Origin of the sequence: Imperialibacter sp. (assembly GCF_040222385.1) — a bacterium.
In the GTDB taxonomy this organism is placed as follows: Bacteria; Bacteroidota; Bacteroidia; order Cytophagales; family Cyclobacteriaceae; genus Imperialibacter.
In genome coordinates this window covers 41279-63969 of record NZ_JAVKDF010000004.1, presented here as the reverse complement: position 1 = coordinate 63969, position 22691 = coordinate 41279, and the positions used below count along the sequence as shown (strand labels likewise).

Annotated in this window: 22 protein-coding genes; 12 read left to right on the top strand and 10 right to left on the bottom strand. The window is 45.3% G+C overall.

The window, feature by feature from the left end; translation table 11 throughout:
- Positions 1 to 55: 55 nt before the first annotated feature.
- The 4 genes from RIG68_RS01150 (at position 56) to RIG68_RS01135 (ending at position 3919) form a co-directional block, all read left to right on the top strand.
- Positions 56 to 1252: a di-heme oxidoredictase family protein gene (locus tag RIG68_RS01150; RefSeq protein ID WP_350117896.1), complete on the top strand. Its 1197-nt coding sequence runs from the start codon at positions 56 to 58 to the stop codon at positions 1250 to 1252.
- Between the two features lie 2 nt (positions 1253 to 1254).
- The gene (locus RIG68_RS01145) at positions 1255 to 1695 is read left to right on the top strand and encodes a Rieske 2Fe-2S domain-containing protein (protein WP_350117894.1); all 441 of its coding nucleotides are present in this window, start codon (positions 1255 to 1257) and stop codon (positions 1693 to 1695) included.
- Complete coding sequence (locus tag RIG68_RS01140) at positions 1692 to 2921, top strand: hypothetical protein (RefSeq protein ID WP_350117892.1); 1230 nt, start codon at positions 1692 to 1694, stop codon at positions 2919 to 2921. The genes RIG68_RS01145 and RIG68_RS01140 overlap by 4 nt, the downstream gene beginning before the upstream one ends.
- 167 nt (positions 2922 to 3088) lie before the next feature.
- Entirely contained in the window at positions 3089 to 3919 is an 831-nt protein-coding gene (locus tag RIG68_RS01135; protein WP_350117890.1) for a hypothetical protein, read from the top strand.
- Between the two features lie 3 nt (positions 3920 to 3922).
- On the opposite strand, the gene RIG68_RS01130 is transcribed toward RIG68_RS01135, so the two are convergent.
- Positions 3923 to 6289, bottom strand: coding sequence for an ABC transporter permease (locus tag RIG68_RS01130; protein WP_350117888.1), 2367 nt, complete (start codon positions 6287 to 6289; stop codon positions 3923 to 3925).
- A gap of 224 nt (positions 6290 to 6513) precedes the next feature.
- On the opposite strand from RIG68_RS01130, the gene tnpA reads away from it, so the two are divergent.
- Complete coding sequence (gene tnpA / locus RIG68_RS01125; protein ID WP_350117886.1) at positions 6514 to 6975, top strand: IS200/IS605 family transposase; 462 nt, start codon at positions 6514 to 6516, stop codon at positions 6973 to 6975.
- Between the two features lie 502 nt (positions 6976 to 7477).
- Here tnpA and RIG68_RS01120 read toward each other — a convergent pair.
- A complete protein-coding gene (locus RIG68_RS01120) occupies positions 7478 to 7852 on the bottom strand; it encodes a hypothetical protein (protein ID WP_350117884.1) in 375 nt (124 codons plus the stop codon).
- 210 nt (positions 7853 to 8062) lie between these two features.
- Between RIG68_RS01120 and RIG68_RS01115 the strand changes: the two genes are divergently transcribed.
- The 6 genes from RIG68_RS01115 (at position 8063) to RIG68_RS01090 (ending at position 11855) form a co-directional block, all read left to right on the top strand.
- Positions 8063 to 8410 (top strand): single-stranded DNA-binding protein, encoded by a 348-nt coding sequence (locus tag RIG68_RS01115; protein WP_350117882.1) that lies wholly within the window; start codon positions 8063 to 8065, stop codon positions 8408 to 8410.
- Positions 8411 to 8487: 77 nt separating this feature from the next.
- Positions 8488 to 10716: a helix-turn-helix domain-containing protein gene (locus tag RIG68_RS01110; RefSeq protein WP_350117880.1), complete on the top strand. Its 2229-nt coding sequence runs from the start codon at positions 8488 to 8490 to the stop codon at positions 10714 to 10716.
- Between the two features lie 38 nt (positions 10717 to 10754).
- Positions 10755 to 10979, top strand: coding sequence for a DUF6364 family protein (locus RIG68_RS01105; RefSeq protein WP_350069648.1), 225 nt, complete (start codon positions 10755 to 10757; stop codon positions 10977 to 10979).
- A complete protein-coding gene (locus RIG68_RS01100) occupies positions 10960 to 11394 on the top strand; it encodes a PIN domain-containing protein (protein WP_350117878.1) in 435 nt (144 codons plus the stop codon). The genes RIG68_RS01105 and RIG68_RS01100 overlap by 20 nt, the downstream gene beginning before the upstream one ends.
- Positions 11391 to 11549, top strand: coding sequence for a hypothetical protein (locus RIG68_RS01095; RefSeq protein ID WP_350117876.1), 159 nt, complete (start codon positions 11391 to 11393; stop codon positions 11547 to 11549). Before RIG68_RS01100 ends, RIG68_RS01095 begins: the two co-directional genes overlap by 4 nt.
- 93 nt (positions 11550 to 11642) lie before the next feature.
- Positions 11643 to 11855: a hypothetical protein gene (locus RIG68_RS01090; RefSeq protein ID WP_350091711.1), complete on the top strand. Its 213-nt coding sequence runs from the start codon at positions 11643 to 11645 to the stop codon at positions 11853 to 11855.
- A gap of 57 nt (positions 11856 to 11912) precedes the next feature.
- Here the strand turns inward: RIG68_RS01090 and RIG68_RS01085 are convergent, their stop codons facing one another.
- The 3 genes from RIG68_RS01085 to RIG68_RS01075 all read right to left on the bottom strand — a co-directional run bounded on the left by RIG68_RS01085 (position 11913) and on the right by RIG68_RS01075 (position 16693).
- Positions 11913 to 12812: a DUF4097 family beta strand repeat-containing protein gene (locus tag RIG68_RS01085; protein WP_350117874.1), complete on the bottom strand. Its 900-nt coding sequence runs from the start codon at positions 12810 to 12812 to the stop codon at positions 11913 to 11915.
- A gap of 96 nt (positions 12813 to 12908) precedes the next feature.
- Entirely contained in the window at positions 12909 to 15308 is a 2400-nt protein-coding gene (locus RIG68_RS01080) for an ABC transporter permease (protein ID WP_350117872.1), read from the bottom strand.
- A gap of 155 nt (positions 15309 to 15463) precedes the next feature.
- A complete protein-coding gene (locus RIG68_RS01075) occupies positions 15464 to 16693 on the bottom strand; it encodes an MFS transporter (protein WP_350117870.1) in 1230 nt (409 codons plus the stop codon).
- A gap of 250 nt (positions 16694 to 16943) precedes the next feature.
- Between RIG68_RS01075 and RIG68_RS01070 the strand changes: the two genes are divergently transcribed.
- Complete coding sequence (locus RIG68_RS01070; RefSeq protein WP_350117868.1) at positions 16944 to 17906, top strand: hypothetical protein; 963 nt, start codon at positions 16944 to 16946, stop codon at positions 17904 to 17906.
- A gap of 124 nt (positions 17907 to 18030) precedes the next feature.
- Here the strand turns inward: RIG68_RS01070 and RIG68_RS01065 are convergent, their stop codons facing one another.
- From RIG68_RS01065 to RIG68_RS01045, 5 genes are all read right to left on the bottom strand, one after another.
- Positions 18031 to 18939, bottom strand: coding sequence for a bestrophin family protein (locus RIG68_RS01065; protein ID WP_350117866.1), 909 nt, complete (start codon positions 18937 to 18939; stop codon positions 18031 to 18033).
- A gap of 32 nt (positions 18940 to 18971) precedes the next feature.
- On the bottom strand, positions 18972 to 19436 hold the full coding sequence (locus RIG68_RS01060) for a putative universal stress family protein (RefSeq protein ID WP_151999026.1): 465 nt from the start codon (positions 19434 to 19436) through the stop codon (positions 18972 to 18974).
- Between the two features lie 91 nt (positions 19437 to 19527).
- Complete coding sequence (locus tag RIG68_RS01055) at positions 19528 to 20913, bottom strand: HAMP domain-containing sensor histidine kinase (RefSeq protein WP_350117864.1); 1386 nt, start codon at positions 20911 to 20913, stop codon at positions 19528 to 19530.
- Positions 20910 to 21590 carry a response regulator transcription factor gene (locus RIG68_RS01050; protein ID WP_151999024.1) on the bottom strand — a complete coding sequence of 227 codons (681 nt, stop codon included), beginning with the start codon at positions 21588 to 21590 and terminating at the stop codon, positions 20910 to 20912. Before RIG68_RS01050 ends, RIG68_RS01055 begins: the two co-directional genes overlap by 4 nt.
- Positions 21591 to 21785: 195 nt before the next feature.
- Positions 21786 to 22679 carry a DUF8429 coiled-coil domain-containing protein gene (locus RIG68_RS01045; protein ID WP_350117862.1) on the bottom strand — a complete coding sequence of 298 codons (894 nt, stop codon included), beginning with the start codon at positions 22677 to 22679 and terminating at the stop codon, positions 21786 to 21788.
- Between the last annotated feature and the right edge of the window lie 12 nt (positions 22680 to 22691).

The following is a 22691-nucleotide window of genomic DNA, read 5'->3' as shown; positions in this document are numbered from 1 at the left end:
GTATTTGAAAATTTAACGAGTATATTTGTCTAATAATTAATAAAGGTTGGTCGAAATGCAATTAACTAAGTCGTTATGCTTTTTATGTTTGTTTTGCCTTGTCCTAAGTGGCTGCCAGGGGATCATTCCTGAGGCACCCGAAGAAAATACACTGCTTGATGGACCCGTAGAAGGGCTTTCCAATTCTGAGCGAAAAAGATTCCTTAACGGTGATTTTGCTTTTAATGCCGAAGTATTCTCGTCTGCTAACGGGCTTGGCCCCTTATTTGTCGCCACATCTTGCGGGAGCTGTCACGCCGGAGATGGCAAAGGGCACCCCTTTACGACCCTTACTCGGTTTGGTCAATCAGCTCCTGGAATCAACCCGTTCATTGGAAAAGGCGGCCCACAGTTGCAAAACAGGGCCGTGCCAGGATATGAGCCAGAGCAGCTTCCTGATGGAGTCTCATTCTCCAGATTTACTCCACCCGCCAATACTGGCCTCGGTTTCCTTGAAGCTTTGACAGATGCGCAAATTCTTGCCAATGCTGACCCCGACGATAGCGACGGAGATGGCATTTCGGGCGTGCCCAACTACATCACTCCTCCGCTCTACTTTCAGCCCGTTGCAACTCATATAGCTGTTGACCGCAAGTACATTGGCAGGTTCGGGAAAAAGGCGGCCGCTATTGACCTGCTTCATCAAACCGTAAACGCCTATAACCAGGACATCGGCGTTACTACCACCTTCGAGCCCGTTGACCCACACACTCACCTGCCTACCGATCCGGAAGTGTCTGATCAGGTCGTTCACGATTTGGTGTTTTATCTTCAAACGCTCAAGGAACCCATACCCCGGGCGAGCTCTGATGCTGACGTGGTGAAAGGCAAAGCGCTGTTTTCGTCAATTGGATGTGCCAATTGCCATATTCAAGAGTGGACAACCCCGGAAACAAGTATCAAAGCGCTTTCCAACAAGAAATTTTACCCTTACACCGACCTGCTCCTGCACGACATGGGGCCCGGGCTTGATGATGGTTACACAGAAGGCTCCGCTGAAACATACGAATGGCGCACACCGCCTCTTTGGGGATTGGGGCTTTCACCCAACTCACAAGGGGGTAGCTATTTTCTGCTACACGACGGCAGGGCAAAAAGCATCGAAGAGGCTATCCTGCTACATGGCGGTGAGGGGCAATTCAGTAAAACGCAGTTTGAGTTCCTGGCCAAAGAAGACAAAGATGCTATCCTCAAATTTCTTAAATCACTGTAGCCATGGACAGAAAAAAATTTATCAAAACATGTGGCATTGGCTGTGTGGGTATGCTTGGAGGCCTAAGCCTTCTGCAAAGCTGCGCCGGAACAAAATACATTACCGGACAGATAACCGGGTCATCTTTACTGGTTCCCCTCTCTTCTTTTGAAGAAGAGAAAAAGGGACAAAAGGCATTCAGGAGGTATGTGGTAGTGCAAAATGAAAAGCTGGAATATCCGATCTGTGTTTACCGGTTATCGGATACGGACTTCAGTGCCGTACTCATGCGATGCACACATCAGGGAACAGAACTGCAAGTGTTTGGCGACCGGCTTCAATGTCCTGCTCATGGCAGCGAATTTTCCAGTACCGGAGCGGTACAAAACGGCCCGGCGGACAAAAACCTGAGAAGATTCCTCATTGACGAGGAGAATGATATGTTAAAAATTGACCTCTCATGAAATCAATTTTCATTACCCTGATATTTTTCAACCTAAGTTTAGCTGTACAAGCCCAAATAGACAGCGCCTTGTTGCGACGATCACCTGTTGATACCACCATGGCAAAAGGGATGAACATGGACGCCGTTTACAACAGGCCGTTTCTTCAGATGGGGAAAATGCCCGTTTCTCTTGGTGGGTATGTAGAAGCCGACTACCAGTACATGGGTGAAGATGGTGTCACGGAAGGACACACCTTCCGCATACCAAGAATGACATTGTTTGTCGCATCCACCATCCATAGAAAGATTAAGTTTCTATCGGAGCTAGAGTTGGAGGAAGGTGGCAAAGAGATTTCCATAGAATTTGCAGCCATGGATTTTAGCTTTCATCCTCTGGTTAATTTACGTGGGGGCGTGGTCATGAATCCAATCGGGGCCTTCAACCAAAACCACGACGGCCCAAAATGGGAATTCGTGGATCGACCAATTGCTATGACCCAAATGCTGCCAGCTACCTGGAGTAATGTCGGTTTTGGCCTTTATGGCAAGCAATATGTAAATGACTGGGCATTTGGCTACGAAACTTACGTAACCAACGGCTTCGACGATTCCATCATTAGCAATGCTGAAAACAAAACATTCCTGCCTGCTTCAAAGGCCAATAAGGACAGGTTTGAAGAAAGCAGCAATGGGCAGCCTTTGGTCACCGGTAAGTTTGCGATAAGGCACAATATGGTAGGAGAAATCGGCCTGTCGTACATGGGTGGGGTGTTTAACAAGTTTGAAGACGATGGCCTTGTGCTTGACGACAAAAGGCGTCTTGATGTGGTGGCCGTCGACGTCAACACCACGCTGCCGTTCAGCAAAACATATATCGTGGGTGAATGGGCCTGGGTGATGGTAGATGTGCCCGAAACCTACAGCCAGACTTACGGCAACAAGCAGAGAGGTGGCTTTATCGACATTGTGCAACCCGTTCTTAACCGGCCAATGCTGGGTTTTGAGAAGGCCGTATTGAACGTGGCCTGTAGGCTGGAGTATATAGACTGGAATGCCGGTAAGTTTGAGGAAACAGGCGGCAATATCTCAGAACACCTTTGGGCGATTGTGCCAGCGATAAGCTTCCGGCCTACAGCACAGACAGTACTGCGGGCCAACTACCGTTACATGCAGCAAACAGACTTGCTGGGGAACCCACCGGCACTTGTTAGTGGTGTACAGATAGGAGTTTCGAGCTACTTTTAAAGAATTGCTGTCAATGATAAAAATTGACTTTTTCAATCAACCCCCCCCCTCCAATTCACCGTCCCATATTCGACATTGCTAATTACAGTCTCCATTCATCTGGGGTCTATTTCGACTGTTCCTTCCGAAAATTTTTCTTAGCTTAAATGAGGAAACAACACTATCTAATGGAGGAAGATAAAAACGAGCTAACCCCCGAAGAAAAAATTCGGCAGGAGAACAGCCTTCTCAAGTTGAAGATGATGGCAGAACAAGGAGCCAAATTTTTTGAAGGTTCAGAGACAGAGCTGAGCCCCACGATAGAAAATGAATGGCTTAACTACATTCAAAACTTCGAGGAGTTGCACAAAAACGCTAAAAAAATTTCTGTCTACAAACTCATTGGTGAGCCGGCTTTCGAAGCCGAAGAGAATCTTGACGACGCCTCAATTACCAAAAAGCTCAACGAGCTACTTGAGTACATGGGCGAGCATGGGGTTTGCCTCGACTACCTGGATGGCTACAGTGACCGTGTTATTTACAAGTTTATCGTTGATGAGCTTTTCATATATGAAATGGACGATGTTCGTATGGATGGAATGGTGAGCCACTTTACCTATGAGGAGTTTTACCCCAATCATAACCACGATCTCACGCAGCATACAGAGGAGTTTATCTATCAGCTACTGAAAAGTGAATGGAATGAATTTGCAAAATACATCCTGTGCAAGGAATTGCATCAAAGTGGACAGGAGAAGGTTTCGGAAGAAGCCTTTGTCGAGAAAATAAAACTATTTCAGGCCGCCTGGAAAAACTTTGAAGTAACGAAGGAAGAAATCACAGAAGTTGATTTTAGCCTAAAAAAGAAAAAAGCCAGGGTTGTCGTCGACCTGGCTTATTCCGCATTTACTCCAAATGGCGTAAAAGTTTCTTTTGCCGGTAGTGCATTACTTGGCTTCAGACACCAGTATGGTTACTGGTATATCGATCAAGCACGCATTCCCGGTTTCTCTGACTAAACTTTACTCACTCCTCAGCGACCTGGCAGGATTGGTGAGCGCCGCCCTCCTTGCCTGATCCGAAACAATTGCCAAAGCAAAGCCAAGAGCTACAATACCAACCAACGGAAATATCCACCAGTCTATATTAGTGTGTATAGTATAACGCTCCAGGTATTTGCTTAGCAGGTACCAGGCCATTGGGGCAGACACGGCAAAAGCGATAAGCACAAGCTTGGTAAAGTCTTTGGAAATTAGTGCTACCAAACTGAACACTGAAGCGCCAAGCACTTTCCTTACCCCAATCTCCTTGATCCTCTGCTCCGCCGTGAATGAGGCAAGGCCAAACAGTCCCAATCCTGTAATGAAAATGGTAAGAAAGGAAAAGATAGTTGCCAGCCTTTGAGTCATATTGATGGTAGTGAATTTCTTCTGGAATTCCACATCGACAAAAGTGTACTCAAATGGGTAGGCGGGGTTGTGTTTGTTAAAGATGTCGCCTACCACCGCCAGCGACCCTTGCAAGTCATCCGTAGCTTTTAGCCTCACCGTAATGGCATCCGTCCAATTGGGATCCAAAATCATGAACATAGGTTTGACAGGATCGTAAGGTGAGCCCATCATCACATTGTCCACCACGCCAATCAGCTTCCGTTTGCCACCCCAAAGATCCAGCGGTGTGCCCAGTGGATCTTCAAGTCCCATCAAATCAAGAGCCGCCTTGTTGATCACGATTGAAGCAGTATCTGTTGTAAATTCCTTAGAAAAATCCCTCCCCATCAGCATTTCAATGCCCATGGTCTTGGCATAGTCGTATTCGCAGGCAATCGTTGTGAAAATCACCCGCTGTGTTTCTGGTTTGCCGGGCCAGCCCAAAAAGTTGTTGGAGTTGATATCAGTAATGGCACTGTTAGAACGAGTTACAGACTCTACATAACCGGACTGCTCCAGCTCCTCCTTGAAGATGTAGTAGTTTTTCGCTATCTCTTCATTGTTCTGAATGGTGATCAGGTTCTCCTGCTTGTAGCCCAGCTCCCGGTTCTTAGCCAGCTCAATCTGCTTGAATATCACCACTGTGCTGATCATCAGCATAATGGCAAAAGCAAATTGTATGATAACAAGTACCTTTCTTGGTGTTGCACCACTCTTACCCACAGAAAAAGACCCCTTCAGGGTGCGAACCGGGTTAAATGAAGAGAGGTAAAATGCCGGGTAGCTGCCTGAAAGTATACCTGTTACAAACACCACAACGATTGAGTAGATCCAGAACTGAGATGAAGTGAAGTCAATCACCAGTTCCTTTTCTACCAGGTTATTGTAAGCTGGCAGCACCAAAAGAGAGATGATCACAGCGATAAAAAACGAAAGCATTGACAGAAAGAGTGACTCACCCAGGAACTGCGCAATCAACTGCCCCTTTCTCGAGCCAAGGCTCTTTCTGATACCCACTTCCCTGGCCCGGCGTTCGGAGCGGGCGGTGGAAAGGTTCATGAAATTGATACAGGCAATAACGAGAATAAAAATAGCGATTGCCGTGAACAGCCTCACGTAGTCGCTCATGCCTCCGGTGATCTTTCCGTTTTCAAAAGAGGAGTACAATCTCCACTTCAAAAGTGGGTGAAGAAACAGCTTGGTAATCAGCTCCGTTTCGCCGTGTTCATAAAGCATGTTTTCAATGCCTGCCACTACCTCTTCACGCTTGTTGGCATCTACTAACTCCACGTATACCTGAAAAGAGTAATTGCCCCAATTGGTCTTATTTTCAACCACCCAGGGATTGATGGCCTCTCTGTGCTTCCAGGGCATCAGGTACTCCAACTCAAAGGAAGAGTTATTGGGTATGTCTTTGAGAATGCCGGTTACTTTCAATGAACTCTTATCGTCCACCCGAATGACCTGACCCATTGGATCAGCGTCTCCGAAAAGTGACTTGGCCAAAGACGTTGTAATGACAATTGAAGACGGGTCGTCCAGCGCAGTTGCAGCATCCCCTACCAGCAGGGGAAACTCAAACATTTCCAAAAACTCCTCCCCGACGTAATAGCCCTGCTGCGTCATCCGCTTCTCTCCCACTTTGAGCAGGTGAGTGCCGCCCCAATCGGCCACCGTGGTGTTGGCTATGCCACTGTGAGCATCCTTCAAAGCTTCATAAGTTGGCAACGGCACCGACCGCCACGAGTTGATTTTGCCATCAAACTCCGCATTTCCCCATACCTGATACAGTCTGTCTGCTTTAGGGTGAAAAGAGTCGAATGAGGTTTCGTCGGCTACCCACAGCAAGATGAGCAGGCTGCACGTGAAACCTACCGAAAGCCCTGAAATATTAATAATCGAATAGAGACGGTTTTTGCCAAGGCTTCGAATGGCAACGATGAGGAAATTCTTAAGCATGATGTTGAGTTTTTGACTAGTCTATTTCCAGTGACAAGCCGGAAAGAGAAGGGTTGCAGAAGGCACACAACTTTGGTTGCTGGCCCTTCCTTCGGCTGGAGTGAGTACTTAGGTGGGAGGAAAAGGTTACAAGCCAATTTCCCAAATAAAAGGTTGGGGTGCGATCTTTTTGTTCTATGATCGGGATATCTGTATTTTAATTTATCAATCGAATCAAATAGCCCATGCCCCACACCTACAACAAAGTATATATCCAAACTGTTTTTGCTGTAAAATTTCGGCAAGCACTTGTCCAAAAAGAATGGAGAGCTGACCTGATGGCAGTCATAGGAAACCTCATCAACGAGACGGGATGCAAGAACATCATCGTAAACGGAGTCGACGATCATGTACACTGCTTTTTTAACTTAAAACCCTCACTTGCCATTTCTGATGTAATGAAGTCTGCCAAGGCCAAGTCATCGAAATGGATCAATGACAACAAGCTCACCCCGCAACGCTTCGAATGGCAGGGAGGCTTTGGTGCGTTTTCATACAATCAATCGCAGGTGAACAATGTCTTCAACTACATCAAAAACCAGGAAGCCCATCACAACAAGCAGAGCTTCATTGAAGAATACATTGAATTTCTGGAACGATTCGAAATTGATTATGACAGCGAATATTTGTTTAAAGAGCCTATTTGATGACCCAAGCAGCCTTGAATTCATTCAAGGCTGCATAGAAAACCGTGCCGATGGCACTAACCAATTGTATCATCGTACTCAAAGTGCCGTAGGTACGACCGATCTCCCAAACCCTGAATTTATTCTGGGTGGCTGATGGTAAGAAACATCAGCAAAAATCTATAATCCGAACGACCAGAGCGTTCCCCAGCCTCCACATCTCATAAATCCATGTAATCTTGGATCTATCCGAGGTTACGCCAAAGAACCTACGCCTCATCATCACAATCAGCCTCGAATAAATTCCAGGCTGTCTAGAAAACCGTGCCGATGGCACTGGCAATTAGATCACCATAATCAAAGTGCCGTAGGTACGACCCATTTCCTAAACCCTGAATTTATTCTGGGTGGGTGGTGAGAAACAAAACCAAAAGTTACAATTAAAAAAAGTGAAACATACCCCGAACGAGGTGTATCATCAACCTCCCTACCTTGGATTTATCCGAGGTTACTACCCGTGAAGCTACTCCTCCCTCCCCTTTACCACCAAAAACCAATCGTTTTCCAGCGGCAGGTAGCCGTAGTCGTAGCAGTAATAGTAGATATTGCCTTTGCGGTTCGTATAGGTATGCGTCATGTAGCGAAACTGGAAGCCGCCCTGAGTCAGCTTGTCTCTATGGGCTTTGGCCATCACCTCGCCCTCGGGCACGATAGCTTCTAGAAGGTTCCTGTTCTTCTTCAAAGCATTGTTGATATTCCGAACAAGGTTATTACTTGCCGACTTCGTTTGGTTATTATAAGTGTTGCGACAATAGTCATCACAAAACTTTTTATCGATTCTTCCTTGAAGTGGTTTTCCACAGGCCAGACATACTTTACTTTCAGCTATTTCACTCATAATCAAACACTTTACCGGGGTAATATAGGACAATTTTATCCGAAAACAAACGTTTGTAAACGTTTACAACCGACTACTATCGAATGTAAACGACTAGAAACCGGCTTCCGTTTTGGGCTCCCTGCACCTTTGTATCGTCGGTTCGGCAAAAGCAACTAAGCCAACGCCTTCCGACTGAGATAAAAATTTTTAACCAAAACAATTACAGTTATGTACGCTTTAAAAAACAAAGTACAGTTGATCGGAAACATGGGTGCCAAAGCAGAAGTACGCACCACAGACAGCGGAAAGAAAATGGCGAGATTTAGCCTGGCTACGAATGAGAGCTACCGCAATGCAAAAGGTGAAAAGGTTGAAGAAACACAATGGCACCAGCTCGTAGCCTGGGGCAAGCTGGCGGAGATTGCGGAGAAGTACACCGATAAAGGATCGGAAATGGTCGTTGAAGGCAAGCTGGTTCATCGCAGCTACGAAGACAAAGAAGGTAACAAGAAGTACATTACCGAGATTCAGGTAAATGAACTCTTACTTCTCGGCGACAGAAACTCTTCGAAGTAATGTTATCAACTTTAAATGCTGGCCGGTCGATTGATCGGCCAGTTTCTTTTTACAACTTTCTTAACTTCACGATCTCCATGAAGAATTCAGATACATCCAATCAGCTCTTTCAACTGGCAGCCTCGTTTGTTAACCATACCAGCAGACACTTGTTCCTGACCGGAAAGGCTGGTACCGGAAAGACCACTTTTCTAAAACACATTGTAGAAACCACAGGAAAAAACTATGTGGTAGTGGCACCCACAGGTGTAGCCGCTATCAACGCAGGCGGGGTCACCATGCACTCCTTTTTTCAGCTTCCGTTCGGGCCTTTCCTGCCTGTCAAGCGCAACTGGACAGGACAAGAAACCGATGGCGCTCACGACAAGCTATCGCTGTTTCAGAAAATGAAAATGCACGGCAACAAGCGCAAATTGATGCAAGAACTCCAGTTGCTGATCATCGACGAGGTATCGATGGTGCGGGCCGACATGCTTGATGCCATCGACCAGATTTTGCGGCACTTTCGCCGACGCTTTCACGAACCATTTGGCGGCGTGCAGGTGCTTTTGATAGGCGACCTGTATCAGCTACCACCCGTAGTGCAAGACCATGAGTGGACACTGCTCGAAGAACACTACAAAAGCCCTTTCTTCTTTGATGCACATGTGATGTCAGAAGCATCTGTATTGCGCATTGAATTGCAGAAAATTTACCGCCAAACGGAGAAAGATTTCATTGGGTTGCTCAATGGCATCAGAACCAATACGGTAACCAGAGAGCAGTTGGCGTTGCTCAACAGGCGCTTTCTTCCTGACTTCAAAATTCCTGAGGGCGAAAACTACATCACCCTCACCTCCCACAACCATAAAGCGCATGCCATCAATGAAGAAGAACTCTTAAAATTACCCGGCAAGACTTACAATTTCAAAGCGGCAGTAGAAGGCGAGTTCAGCGATAGGGCCTATCCTGCCGATGAAATTCTACAACTAAAAGTTGGGGCGCAGGTGATGTTCATCAGGAATGATAAAGGCGAGGAAAGGCAGTACTATAACGGCAAAATTGGTGTCGTCAAAAGCATCGATGAAGACAAGATCATAGTTTCAACACCCGAAGACAATTCGACTATACGACTAGTGCAAGAGGAGTGGCAGAACATGCACTATTCTTTCAATACCGAAAAGAACAGCATTGACGAAAAAATCATGGGCAGGTTCAAGCAGTATCCTGTGAGGCTGGCCTGGGCCATCACTATCCACAAAAGCCAGGGCCTGACGTTTGATAAAGCTATTATCGACGCCGGGCAGTCGTTTGCCTCCGGGCAGGTGTACGTGGCCCTCAGCCGACTGACCAACATGGAAGGATTGATATTGCGTTCGGCAATTCCTTCTCAAAGTATTCTGAGCGATGCCAAGGTCAACGAGTTTGTATCTCATTCTGAGAACGAAGCATCACTCTCGCCACTGCTAAAGGTGGAACACAAGGCTTTTATCGAAAACAAGCTGATGACCACCTTCCAATGGCAGCCGATATGCCAGGAACTGACCGACTTTTACAAAGGCTTTGATGGCCGCCAGGTGCCCAACAAAGAAGAAGCGATGGAACTGTTCAGCAAAATGGTACAAACAACGATTGGGCATAAAGATGTGGCAGACAAGTTCCTTGCCCAGCTCCAGGGCCTGTTGCCCAATGCCGAGCAGGACAGACATGCGCAGCTTCATGAGCGCATGTCGGCGGCACAGGCCTATTTCGACAAACGAATGGGAGAAGAAGTTTTCGAACCACTGAAATCGCACATTACTTCGATGATGAAAAAGTCACGAGTCAAAAAATACCTGAAAGAACTGCACGCTCTTCAGGTACAATTGCTCGCCCGGCAACAACTGATTGAACAGGCCCTGCTGCTAACCAAAGGCTTAAGCGAAGGAATCGATAGCAGCCAGGTGTTGGAGCAAGCCGACAAACATCGCCGGGAGGTGGTTGAAAAACTTCCGCCTCCTCCACGGCTGCCCAAAGCCAAGGCAGGCGACAGTAGGCAAACATCAATGGACTTGTTCAAAAAGGGCAAGTCCATTGCTGATATAGCCGAGGAAAGAGGATTGGCTGTGGGCACTATCGAAGTCCACCTGATCGATTTCATCAAGACAGGCGAGCTCTCTATTTTTGACCTTGTGCCTGTAGAAAAAGTAGAAAAGATACTACCCTTGGTACAAAAGTCAGAAAACTTCAGCGCTACGCCCATCAAGGTTCAGCTAGGCGATGACTATAGTTACAATGACATCAGGGCCGTTTTCAATCATTTCCTCTGGAATCAAAGTCAGAATTGATTTCAAATAATTATATTTGCACACATAATATGTGTGCTATGAAGAATGTAACACTATCAATGCCTGACGACCTCCTTTCTAAAAGCAGGGAGTATGCAGAAAAACACGGAACAACCTTGAATGAGATGATAAGGGACTACCTAAAGAAAACCGTCAAATCTGACCAATCTGATTTCATAAAAAGGTTAGAGTTGCTTCAGCAGCAAGTGCAGGTAAAAACTAAAGGAGAACGATTCGATCGTGATGAGCTTTATGAGAGGTAAAGTATTTATCGACACTAATTTTTTGATATATCTGTTCAGTGAAGATGATCAGATAAAAAAAGTCCATTGCACTCAATTGATAGATAGCCTTAGAGACAAAGTTGTTCTGGTTTGGTCAACACAGGTAATGCAAGAGTTTTACAGGGTAATGACTGTTAAACACCACATTCCACCTCAAGTAGTGAAAGACATCCTTCAGCTATTCGATGATTTTGAGCTTGTTATCAACAACAAGGAAACAATTAATACCGCTATTGACATACAGACGGTTAATAAGATTTCGTTTTGGGATAGCCTGGTGATAAGCGCTGCCACTCAGGCAAAATGCACAACAATACTTACTGAAGACCTGAATAGCGGCCAACTTATTCAAGGGGTTTATCTTCAAGACCCATTCAAACTGGATTCGCCATGAAAAAGAAACGTAAGGTCAAAGAACAAGCCATCAAAGTCTCCAGCCCAGTCTGCTTCATTGACAGTCCCGAACTCCGGGAGGAATACAAGGCTTTTCCCAAGCCTGAAAAACAAGAACCAAATCAGACCAAAACCAAAGGCAAAAAGGACAAATAGCCCTTAAATGCTTTCTCCGGCGACTATACTCCAAACAATTCTTGTGATCCATTGTTCGTTATGTACCTTGCAACTCCTACAAACTCAATAGCTATGAAGAAAATTATCAGTATTTTACTCATCGCAGGTGGTATCTACCTGGGATATGAAGGTGTAACCCAGCTCCAGAATTCATCCGCATCGCTGAAAGTGGGCAAGTTGGAGCTTTCTGCTAAAAATGAAACTAGCGCAACTACCGCCTACATCTATCTTGGTTTCGGAGTGCTCCTGGTTATTGGGGGCGTCTATGTCCTGAGAAAATCATAAAAAATGTCAGGCTCCATGACCTGACATTCATATTTCTACACAATTAAAAGCTTCTGTTTAGCTTTTGATTTCAGCAGTTCCTGAGCCAGTACTCACTTTAATTCTCACATCAGAAGACCCCATCTTCTTTGTTTTCTTCACTGTTGTATTGCGGCCATTTCCTACTTCCTCCGTGCTATCAAAATCAAAGGGAGCATCAATATCACCATTGTCTTTATTGGCCTCCATCACTATCACGCCCTCAATCTTGTTCCCTTCAAAGTCAAGCGTTGAATCACCTGAGCCACTGTTAACTGATATGTCGTAAGCCGGTGTGGTGGCCAAAGAAACCTCGACATCGCCAGAGCCCGAATTGAATGAGCTTCTTCCCGATAGTTTTAGTTTTTCGACACTCACATTTCCACTTCCCACATTGGCGCTCACTTCAGCGTCGACGGAGTACAAGTCGATATTGCCAGAACCTGCATTAAAGCTAAGCTCACCTTTAGACTCTCTGGCTCTGATATTGCCAGACCCGGTATTCACCCTGATTTTTCCATTCGAATTTTCAATTCTTGTATTACCCGAGCCCGAATTAGTGCTTAAGTCGGCCATCAGTCCACTAATTTGCACATCGCCGCTACCTGTATTAAAGCTGATGTTAACTTCATCCGGCACCTTAATTGTCCATTTTGAGTCTCCGCTCCAACTTCTCCGGTTCTTCATCTTTTCTTCATTGATCACAAGAGTCGAACCCTTTTGCTCAATGGTAGGCTCGTAATCATCTATATCATGTTCCAGCTCCACATATACTTTGCCATCAGTAGATTTCTCAAAAAAAGCATCCCCCGAGGAAATGCTCATAGTTACTTTATTAATGCCGCTGAACGTTCTGTCGACTTTCTGCTGGGCAAATGCCATTCCCACCACCAGAAATAATGAAGCCGCAGTTAATCCTATTTTTTTGAGTAATTTCATAGTTTTTGACTTAGAGTAATTAACCAGTTTATGGGAAAAGACATAAGTCGATCCAAAGGGTTGCATGCGTCCCTAAACTGAACTGTCAATGCCTATTTACTCGTTCCGCAAAGATGCGGTCGGATTACGGCGAGCAGCCTGCAAAGACTTGTAGCCAACGGTAAGCAACGCTATCAAGGCAACCGCAAGTCCGGTTACTACAAATGTTGATATCGAAAGCCCTTCTGCATAGGCAAAGCTGCTAAGCCATTTGTCCATCAGCCAATAGGCCAGTGGGCTACCCAATGCGAAACCAATCAGCACCAGCAACAGAAACTCTTTCGAGATCAGGTAGACCAACTGCTGATTAGATGCTCCCAGCACTTTCCTGATACCAAACTCTTTCAGTCGCAAGGACGTTGCGAAACTAGCCAGGCCTAGCAGGCCTAGACAAGCAATTAAAATTGCCAACCCAGCCGCCAGGGCAAACACGGTTCCTCTCTTAATATCATCCCGATAATACCGTTCCCACTGTTGATCAAGAAAATTGTATTCGATCGAACCCTCAGGAGCAAACTTATCATGTACGGCACTTGCATGTTCCAGTACATTAGAGGGGTCACCTTTGGTGTTGAGCACAAAGTAGTCGATGGACATTATCACATTGTTCCACGGGCCGATCACCATCGGGCCAATCTCCTGATAAAGAGACTCGAAATTGAAGTTTTCAACGATCCCGACTACCTGAAAAGTAATGGATTCTTCCCCGTCGTGAAACTGAATCCTCTCACCAACGATGCCTTCACCCCCGAGCATTGCTGCTGCTTTTTCGTTGAGCAGAACATGGAGAGAGTCTAACTGGTCGTTACCTGAAAAATTGTTCCCCACTTTCAATTTGATATCAAATGTCTCAAGTGCATCAGGGTCAAAACCCATAAACCGCATCAGTTGGGGTTCTTCGCCGGCCGTCTTTGTAACGGAAACAGCAGGGAGTGATTTCCACTCACCTGGCACCCGACTGACTGCCGCCACATTCAGAACATCAGGGTGGGATGCAAACTCGCTCTTCATGGCTCTGAAGCTTCTCCGAACATTTCCTGAGTTAATATCAATCACCATTTTTCGTTCTTTGTCGAATCCCATATCCCGGTTTTGTACATAGTCCATTTGATTGTACACCACGGCGGTAGCAATGATCAGAACAATGGACAAGGAGAATTGGAAGACCACTAATACTTTTCGGGATATCAAATTACCCACCTTTTGAAAATGCCCGCCCAGCACCTGGCCCGGTTGATACGCTGAAATAATGAAAGCAGGTACCAGGCCGGAAAAGATGCCCGTTATAGCGCTCACACAGAAGATTGCCACAAGGATGGAGGGCTGTTGAAGATAAGGGATTTCGATAGTTCTTTCAGTAAGGCTATTGAACCATGGAAGTGCCAGTTCTATAAGCCCTAATGCAGCAATTAAAGCGACGGTTGAAACCAATATTGACTCCACTAAAAATTGGCTTATCAGCTGCCCCTTTGATGCACCAACTACTTTGCGAATACCCACTTCCTTGCGTCTGAAAATAGCTCTTGCAGTCGCAAGGTTGATGTAATTGATGACAGCGATGACAAGCACAAAAACGGCTATGAGTCCGAAAATAATGATATATTGCTGATTACCCTTGGCATGCTGTGTGGGAGTATCAATGTCTACAGACCTAAGATGCACATCTGTAAACGGCTGCAACTCAAAATCCCTTGTCTCCCACTGCTCTCCCATATTGTCTTTTAGAAACGCCTCCTTCTTTTGCATGATAGAAGCAACAGCCGACTGATCGTTCAGCACCAGAAATGTGCCGCAATTTCGAGGCTCCCAACTGGCGAAATATCTTTGATAATTTTCGCTCCACATTTTTATGTCGGCGAGATAAAAGAAATCTGGTTGAAAGCTTGAATTTTTTGGCACATCCTCCACTACAGCTACCACCTTGCAGGAGCCAAAGCGGTCAGAGTCAATCATTTTGCCAACAGGGTTCTCCGTGCCAAAATACTTTTTGGCAGCCGAATGAGTCAAGATGAGATCCACACCATTGTTACCAACGTCCTGGGTGATGCTTCCTGCCGTGAATCGGTGGTCGAACACGTCAAAATATGATTTCTCAACTACATAATAATTTCGCTCCAGAAATTTCTTTTCACCAACTGAGTGCATAGCGCCACCAAAGATAAACACCCTGGTGATGTCCTCTACCTCGGGAAACTCAGCTTTCAACGCCCCGCCCATGGCCCAGTTTGTAAAGATAGTTTTCACTTCTCCCGCTTCGGGAGTAGTCCCACTTTCTACAATTCTATAAATCTTATCAGCTTTCGAATGATACAAGTTGAAGCTTTGCTCATACCTGATATAGAACATGAGGATCAAAAACACGCCAAGTCCTACCGACAAGCCAAGGACATTGATCAGTGTGTAGCCTCTGTGTCGCAGGCTGTTGCGGAGTGCCGATTTCAAGAAGTTCGTCAACATAGTGATAGGTGTTTTACTTTTGTTGGCGCTTTTGCAATCATCGTTCCATAAATTAATTAATTGATAATCAAATTATTACGGCTGTTTTACCTCTAGCCACAAAGCTGATTTGCCCGCCAGCGGACGGTACCGGTCACTGCCAAACATCTCAAACATCAACCCGCCTGGAGCTCTTTTCTGCCTGGCAAGAGCACAGCTATGATACCCAACAGGGGAAGGAAAGAACAAATGGTAAAGACATATTCAATGCTTGTTCTGTCAGCTAGTTCCCCGAGCAAAGCCGATCCGATGCCGGCGGTGCCAAAAGCCAGACCAAAGAACAAGCCTGCAATCATGCCCACTTTGCCAGGCACCAACTCCTGGGCGTAAACGAGGATGGCCGAAAAAGCAGATGACAATATGAGGCCAATAACTACACTTAATGCCCCCGTCCAGAAGAGGCTGGCGTAAGGCAGCATCAGCGTAAAAGGTGCCGCACCAAGTATCGAAAACCAGATCACATACTTGCGACCAAACCGATCTCCCATTGGACCTCCCAGGAAGGTGCCGGCAGCCACGGCAAAAAGGAACATAAACAAGTACAACTGCGAGGCCTTTACAGAAACACCGAATTTTTCAATCAGGTAAAAAGTGAAGTAGCTGCTCATGCTGGTCATATAGATATACTTGGAGAAAATCAGCAAAAGCAAAATGGTCAGCGACCAGATTACTTTCTTAAGAGGTAGGGCAAATATCCTTTCGGGTTCATCAACCGTCCGCTTGGCTTTCCTGCTCTTAACCACCAACTGAAACTTGTACCACTTGCCGACGTTGGCCAATATAATCATCGCCAGCAGGGCCAGAAGAGAAAACCATATGACGTGAAATTGCCCAAGCGGCACAATAATCAGTGCTGCCAGCAATGGGCCCAGGGAGCTTCCTGCATTGCCGCCTACCTGAAACAACGACTGAGCCATTCCATGGCGTCCGCCAGAGGCCATATGCGCCATGCGGGAGGCTTCCGGATGAAAAACTGATGACCCGAGACCTATAAAAGCCGCTGAAACAAGAATCATAGTAAAGCTTCCTGCCATCGACATGCCCAGAAGTCCTAGTAGTGTGAAGCCCATTCCTATGGCCAGCGAGAACGGCTGCGGTCGCTTGTCGGTAAATGCACCCACTACAGGCTGTAGCAGCGAGGCGGTCAACTGGAACGTAAGTGTAATCAAGCCAATCTGGCTGAACGTGAGTTGATAGTTGTCCTTCACCATTGGGTAAATGGATGGGATCAGCGACTGCATGGTGTCGTTCAGCAGGTGTGAAATACTAAGGGCCACCAGAATAGAAAATGTGGCTTTGTTGGTGGTTTCGTTGGCCATGGTGGCCGCAACTGCTCCGTTATTCATCAATCTTCTTCTATTATGTCACGCAAAACTCTTACTGCCGACCATATGCATTGCAAATTAACGCAGTTGTCAGAAATAAAATTCTCAAAAGTATTGAAATGAATAGCGGCACTCCTGCGTGTACGATGCCTGACTGCACATAAAAGGAACCTTTGCCGAAATACGGCCCGATTGCCAGTGGGTTGTTCTAAGAAAGGCTGCCCGAAAGAAACGCAGCAGGAATTAACCTAACGTCACTAAACTTATCACCATGAGCCGTTATTTGCTTCTGTTTGCACTGATTGTCGGTTGTAAATCACAGCCCGAAAAGCCGTGGGAATACCTTGGCCAGGCAAAGCCAGGCACCACTCCTGAAATGTTTGCCCCTGCGAAAGTCTCAACTGGCAACAATGAAAGAGATTTTGCGATTTCCCCCGATGGAACTGAAATCTACTATTCTCTGGTGGGCGCCCAAAAGAGTGTGATAGTGATGCGTAAGTATAGTGGAGAGCAATGGGAAGCCCCTGCGATTGCTTCATTTTCTGGCGATAGCTATGATATTGAACCTGCGTTTTCACCCGATGGATCGAAGCTTTATTTTGCTTCAAGGCGGTCGCTAACAAATGGTGGGCCCGACAAAGACTTTGATATTTGGTATGTAGAAAAACAAAAGGATGGCAGCTGGTCGGAAGCTAAAAATATGGGGACGCCTGTGAACTCCGAAGGCCATGAGTATTATCCATCCTTAGCTAAAAGCGGCACCCTTTATTTCACACTGAGGCTGGAAGAAGGCGGCATGGGCGGAGAAGATATCGTTTTTTCCAGGTTCAAAAACGGGCAATTTCTCACACCGCAGCCCATGGACTCTGCTGTCAATTCATCTACCGATGAATACAATGCCTTCGTTGACCCGGACGAACGGTTCATCATTTTCGGCTCCTGGCAAAGGGAAGGCAGCCAGGGAGGTGGCGACTTATACATCAGCAGAAAAGATGCTAGGGGCAAGTGGCTGCCAGCCGTTAATATGGGAGCGACCATCAACAGCCCACGACTCGACTATTGTCCTTTCGTTTCGCCAGACGGACAGTGGCTTTTTTTTACTAGCGAGATTGTCAAGTCTTCCGATCAGATCGAAGGTTCTCTAAGTTACGAAGGATTTGTCAGGCAACTCAACTCTCAGGGCAATGGAAGAGGAGACATTTATTGGATGAGGATGCCGGTAGTCGAAAAGTAGCGTTCGAAGATTGCTACCGATTGGCGAAAAAAAACAACGGCGAAAAAATTCCGCCGTTGTACTCTACCAACCGAATCGCTTGATTTTCCTGCAAGCTTTTAATTAAATACTCCTGATGATTGTGCTATAAGATGTAGAACGCCCTGGGCTGCATCGACTCTGGAATATGCTTTTCACGTAACATTTGTTTCAAGTCACGCTCAATATTTCTCGAAATTGCCAGCACTGGGGTATCAGTCGGCTTATTCTCAAAAGGGTCCTGAAGATGGATAGCCATTTTTTCTATGAGAAAAAAACATGCAGCAATCACTACAAGAATTGGAACCATGAAAAAACCAAACAGATCGAGCATAGCAAAGGGCAATAGTAATATAAAGAAGTGCAGAGCAAGATGTATGTACAAGCTGTAAGTAGAAGGAAAAACAGTGTTCTTTATGCGTTCACATTTTCCCATAGAGTCACACAGCCTGGTAAGAGTTTTATCGATTTCAACCTGCTGAAAATCGTTCAACCATCCCTTTTGATAGGCGTTTCGCAAATCAATAGACTGGAGAAGGGTAAGCCCTACATGCACATTGTCGTAGCTCGCCAGAGACTCAAGCTCATCATCATTTACATGGCCTTCCACAAATGGGAAGGGATTGTCTTTCCTCAACCCCTTACCCAAGGCGTAGCACCAAGCCACTTGCCTATGAATAAACCTCTCCTGAAATCTCCGGGATGAGTCCGGATCAATGTCTTCATTTACCAACGACAACACCTGCCTGGCAAGTGTCCGGCTGTCGTTTACAATAGCTCCCCAGATTATCCTGGCCTCCCACCACCTGTCGTAGGCTTGGTTGGACCGAAAAGCAAGTAGTAATGAAATGATAGTTCCCAACACCGTTGGAACCGTCATCGGTATGGAAATTTCTGAAATATGATAATTCTGGTAAACTATTTCGATGGCGATGCCATAGCCCATAACAACCAAAATCTCATACTTGATTTTCCCAACGATGTATTTAACAGGAATACTTCCCTTTAGTAACATATGCTTCGTTTAACGGTTGAGATCTAAGCCAACTAAATCCGGGCAAATGGAGTTGAAAGGGATTGGAAAATAGCCGAAGAATCGATGTCCACCGACTTACACTCCGATTGCCTGATCAAAGTCCTCATGTCGACGCTATTGGCGGACAAGTCTCCAAAACTTTGCTCAGAAGAATAAACAATCAATGACACGTCGTAATAGTCTAGATAACTTGAAAAAAGCATTGGGGTGGTACCGTAAAAAAAATCAACTATTACGTTCTTTACCTTGTAGGAAAATACATCTTTCAAGTCTTCAAGCTCCTTCAAAAATTCAGGGGAAACGTATTTTCTGTTTTCATTTCTATAACTCCCAAAAAGCAAATCCTGTTCGCTATCTGGCATATTAAAAGCGTGAACAAACAGTAAGCGGATATCGCATTCGAAAGCTTGAACGGCCTCTTGAGCCACTTTAATCGTATTGGAAGTAAAATCTGCAGGAACAAGAATAGTTTTCATATCGCATTTTATTTTTCTAAAACTGCGATTGAAGAATTAAGATGTGCTAAGATTCAGATTACAATCTGCTAAGAACACTATTAGAATGTGATTAGAGTGCTGCTTCCATTAAATGGGGGAAATAGGCTATGACAGTGGTGCCCTGCCCTTCTTTGCTTTTTACATTTACATGGCCTTTGTGCATCCTTATAATGTTGTTGGCGAGCGGAAGACCTACACCATGTCCCTGATATTTATGTGTATTTGATGCCCTGAAAAACGGCACAAATACCTGTGGTAAGTCATGCTCGGGAATCCCAATACCCTGATCACTCACCTGAACATATATCCGCCTGTCGTCCGTAGTCACCCTAATTCTCACCTTGTTATTATCAGAATACTTACATGCGTTCATAACGATATTGCTCAGCGCAACCCTCAGCAAGGTACCATTACCTTCCAAACACAATTTGCTATTGTCGGCAGGCAGACTCCCAAAGTCTACCTCTACTTTATTATTAAAATGAATTTTGTTAATCGTATTCTTCACCGAAAGAATGATTTCGTCAAGCCGAACTTCACCCCAATGTTGTTTTACGCCGTCAAAGCCCGTTTGAGCAATGGCCAGCATCCCATCTATCAACTCCTTAAGTTTTTCTGCTTCATAGGTAATGACCTCAAGAGACTGCCTCATGCTATCAGAAAGCTCGCCCTCATCCTGACCAAGTTCCGCTTCTCCAGCAATGATGGTCAGCGGTGTTTTGAATTCGTGCGAAGCGTTACTGATAAAATTGTTTTGCATCTCGAATGTCATTTGCAGACGAATAAGCATGTCGTTAAATGTATGCGTAAGGTCTGCTACAACATCATCACTTTTGGTGTCCTCAAGGCGTTCATTTAAATTGTAAACACTGATTCCCTTCACCTTATCAATAATCTCCCTTACTGGTTTAAATATTTGATTTGAGAAAACTCTACCCAAAGAATAGGTAACGATGATACTTCCGAAGAAGCCGAACAGTAATAGCTTTTTCAGGTAAGCAAGTTCTTCCATTCCAAGCGTGTCCACCGCTTCGGAAACCACCACAATGTCTTTCCCCCCCTCATTGATGAACTCTCCAACGTAAAAGACGTTATTAGAAAAATGACGCACTCTGCCTTCTCGTAAAAGCTCCTGGTAAAAAAGGTCGTCCAACGGCAGGTTTGGCTTTTGTGCCAGTTTCATCCCCGAACCATCGTCTGCAAACTCAATAATGTAGTGATCTTCGTCGGGCAGGTTTTTAAGATGTCTTTCCTTGACTGTATGATAGATTGCGGCATTGCTCTCATCATCTTCCAGGTAGGCGTGTCCAATGATGGCCGCCCTTACTTCCAGTCGGTGAAAAAACATCTCGAAGGTGCTCCTCTCCGAAAAAATATAAATGAAGATGCTCAGTAAAAGAATTATCGCTCCGGTAATACCCGTAACTATCAGTGATATCTTATTATGAATGCTCATTCTTCGCTCCTCATGACATAACCCATTCCGAACACCGTATGGATGATCTTATTGTCACTATTTGCATCAATTTTTTTTCGTAAATAGTTGATATATACGTCGACTACATTGGTGCCCAAATTGAAATTAATATCCCACACGTTTTCAAGAATTTCCATTCGGGACAGTACCCTATTCCTATTAGCGAGAAGGAATTCGAGTAGCCGAAATTCGGTGGCCGTCAGGGATATTTTTTTTCCTGCCCGGGTCACTATTTTTGTAGCCCTGTCCAGCTCAATGTCAGAAAATATCAACTTGTCTCCTTCGTCAGGCCGAGCACCAGGTCGGCGTGTTAGCGTCCGCACACGGGCATTCAGTTCGGCAAGTTTAAAGGGTTTAGTCATGTAGTCGTCGGCTCCTCCATCAAGTCCAGCCACAATATTTTCGGTGGTACTGAGTGCCGTAAGCATCAACAGTGGCGTATGCGAATTCTTTTTTCTGAAGTTTTTACAAACTTCCATGCCACTCAAAACAGGTATCATCAAATCCAATATAATCAAGTCAAAATCATTATTCAACGCCATTTGGAGACCGGTTTTACCATCCATAGCTACGCTCGTGTTATAGCCGGAGGAAGAAAAGCTTCTCTGAATAAGCGAAATCACACTTGGCTCGTCTTCTATTAATAGAATATTCATTTGATGGTATAATCAATACAGGAACTTCAAACAAGATATAAAAACTGTCAAATAGCCAAAAAGGTTTGAACAACCTTCGCCCTCAACAATTTCACTGGCAACTCAAGACACTGTTAAAAAAAAAGAAAGCGCTGGGAAACCCGGCGCTTTTCAATCAGGAACCTAACCTAATCAACCTATATTATCTTTCTCGGGTCAATCCAGCTTCACCTGCATACGACCCAGCTTAGTACCTTTGTTATACACCTCGATCTTGTAAATTCCGGTGGTCAATTTTTCTTTGGGTGTAAAAACCATCTCTACCCTTTGAACCATTTCAAACTGACCCGGATAAACCCCAAGGCTTGCGACAGGATTGCCATCTCCCTGCAAGAGGTGATGTGAAACAGTGCCATCAGCTTTGGAATAAACTTTTGAACCAGGAGACACTACTTTGAACTCCAGGCCACCAAGCGCACTCTGGGGCACGTCGAACACGAAGTTGATTTTCTTGGCTTTCTTAGCTCTTACCGTTAATTTTTCATTCTTTTTGGTAACAAGCACAAGGTTATCCTCGGTCAAAGCGGTAAGGAGGCTCATGTTTTCAGTAAGGACTTTGTTGTCCATTTCCAACTGAGCAATCATGGCATTAGCATTGGCATTCTCTTTTCTCAGGTTGCCGTTTTCATCCCGAAGCTTGCTAACTTCTCCGTTAAGGCTGGCAATTTGCGAATCGAGACCTGATTTCAAAGCTTTCAACTCAGCTATTTGCCTGTTCAGCTCTGCTATGGAACCATTGCTCCGTTTAATCTGGCTTAGCTGCGCTTCCTTCTGAGCCAGATTATCGTTCGCCTGAGCCAGGAGATGATCAAGATTAGCGTTTTTGCCTGTCAGAGAGGCTATCTCTTTTTTAAACTTATCAATCTCTTTTTGAAGTTGAAGTTTCTCTGAAAGCAATGCTTCAGATTTAAGCTTCTCCTCGTTAAGACTGACAACCGCCTCCTTGTTCAGGGTGATATAGTGGGCGCCAATAAAAAGGCTTACAAACAAAAGTCCGGCTATTACATAAGCTGTGACTTTAATTCTCGATGTTGATGATGACTCGCTCATACTTTTGGTGTT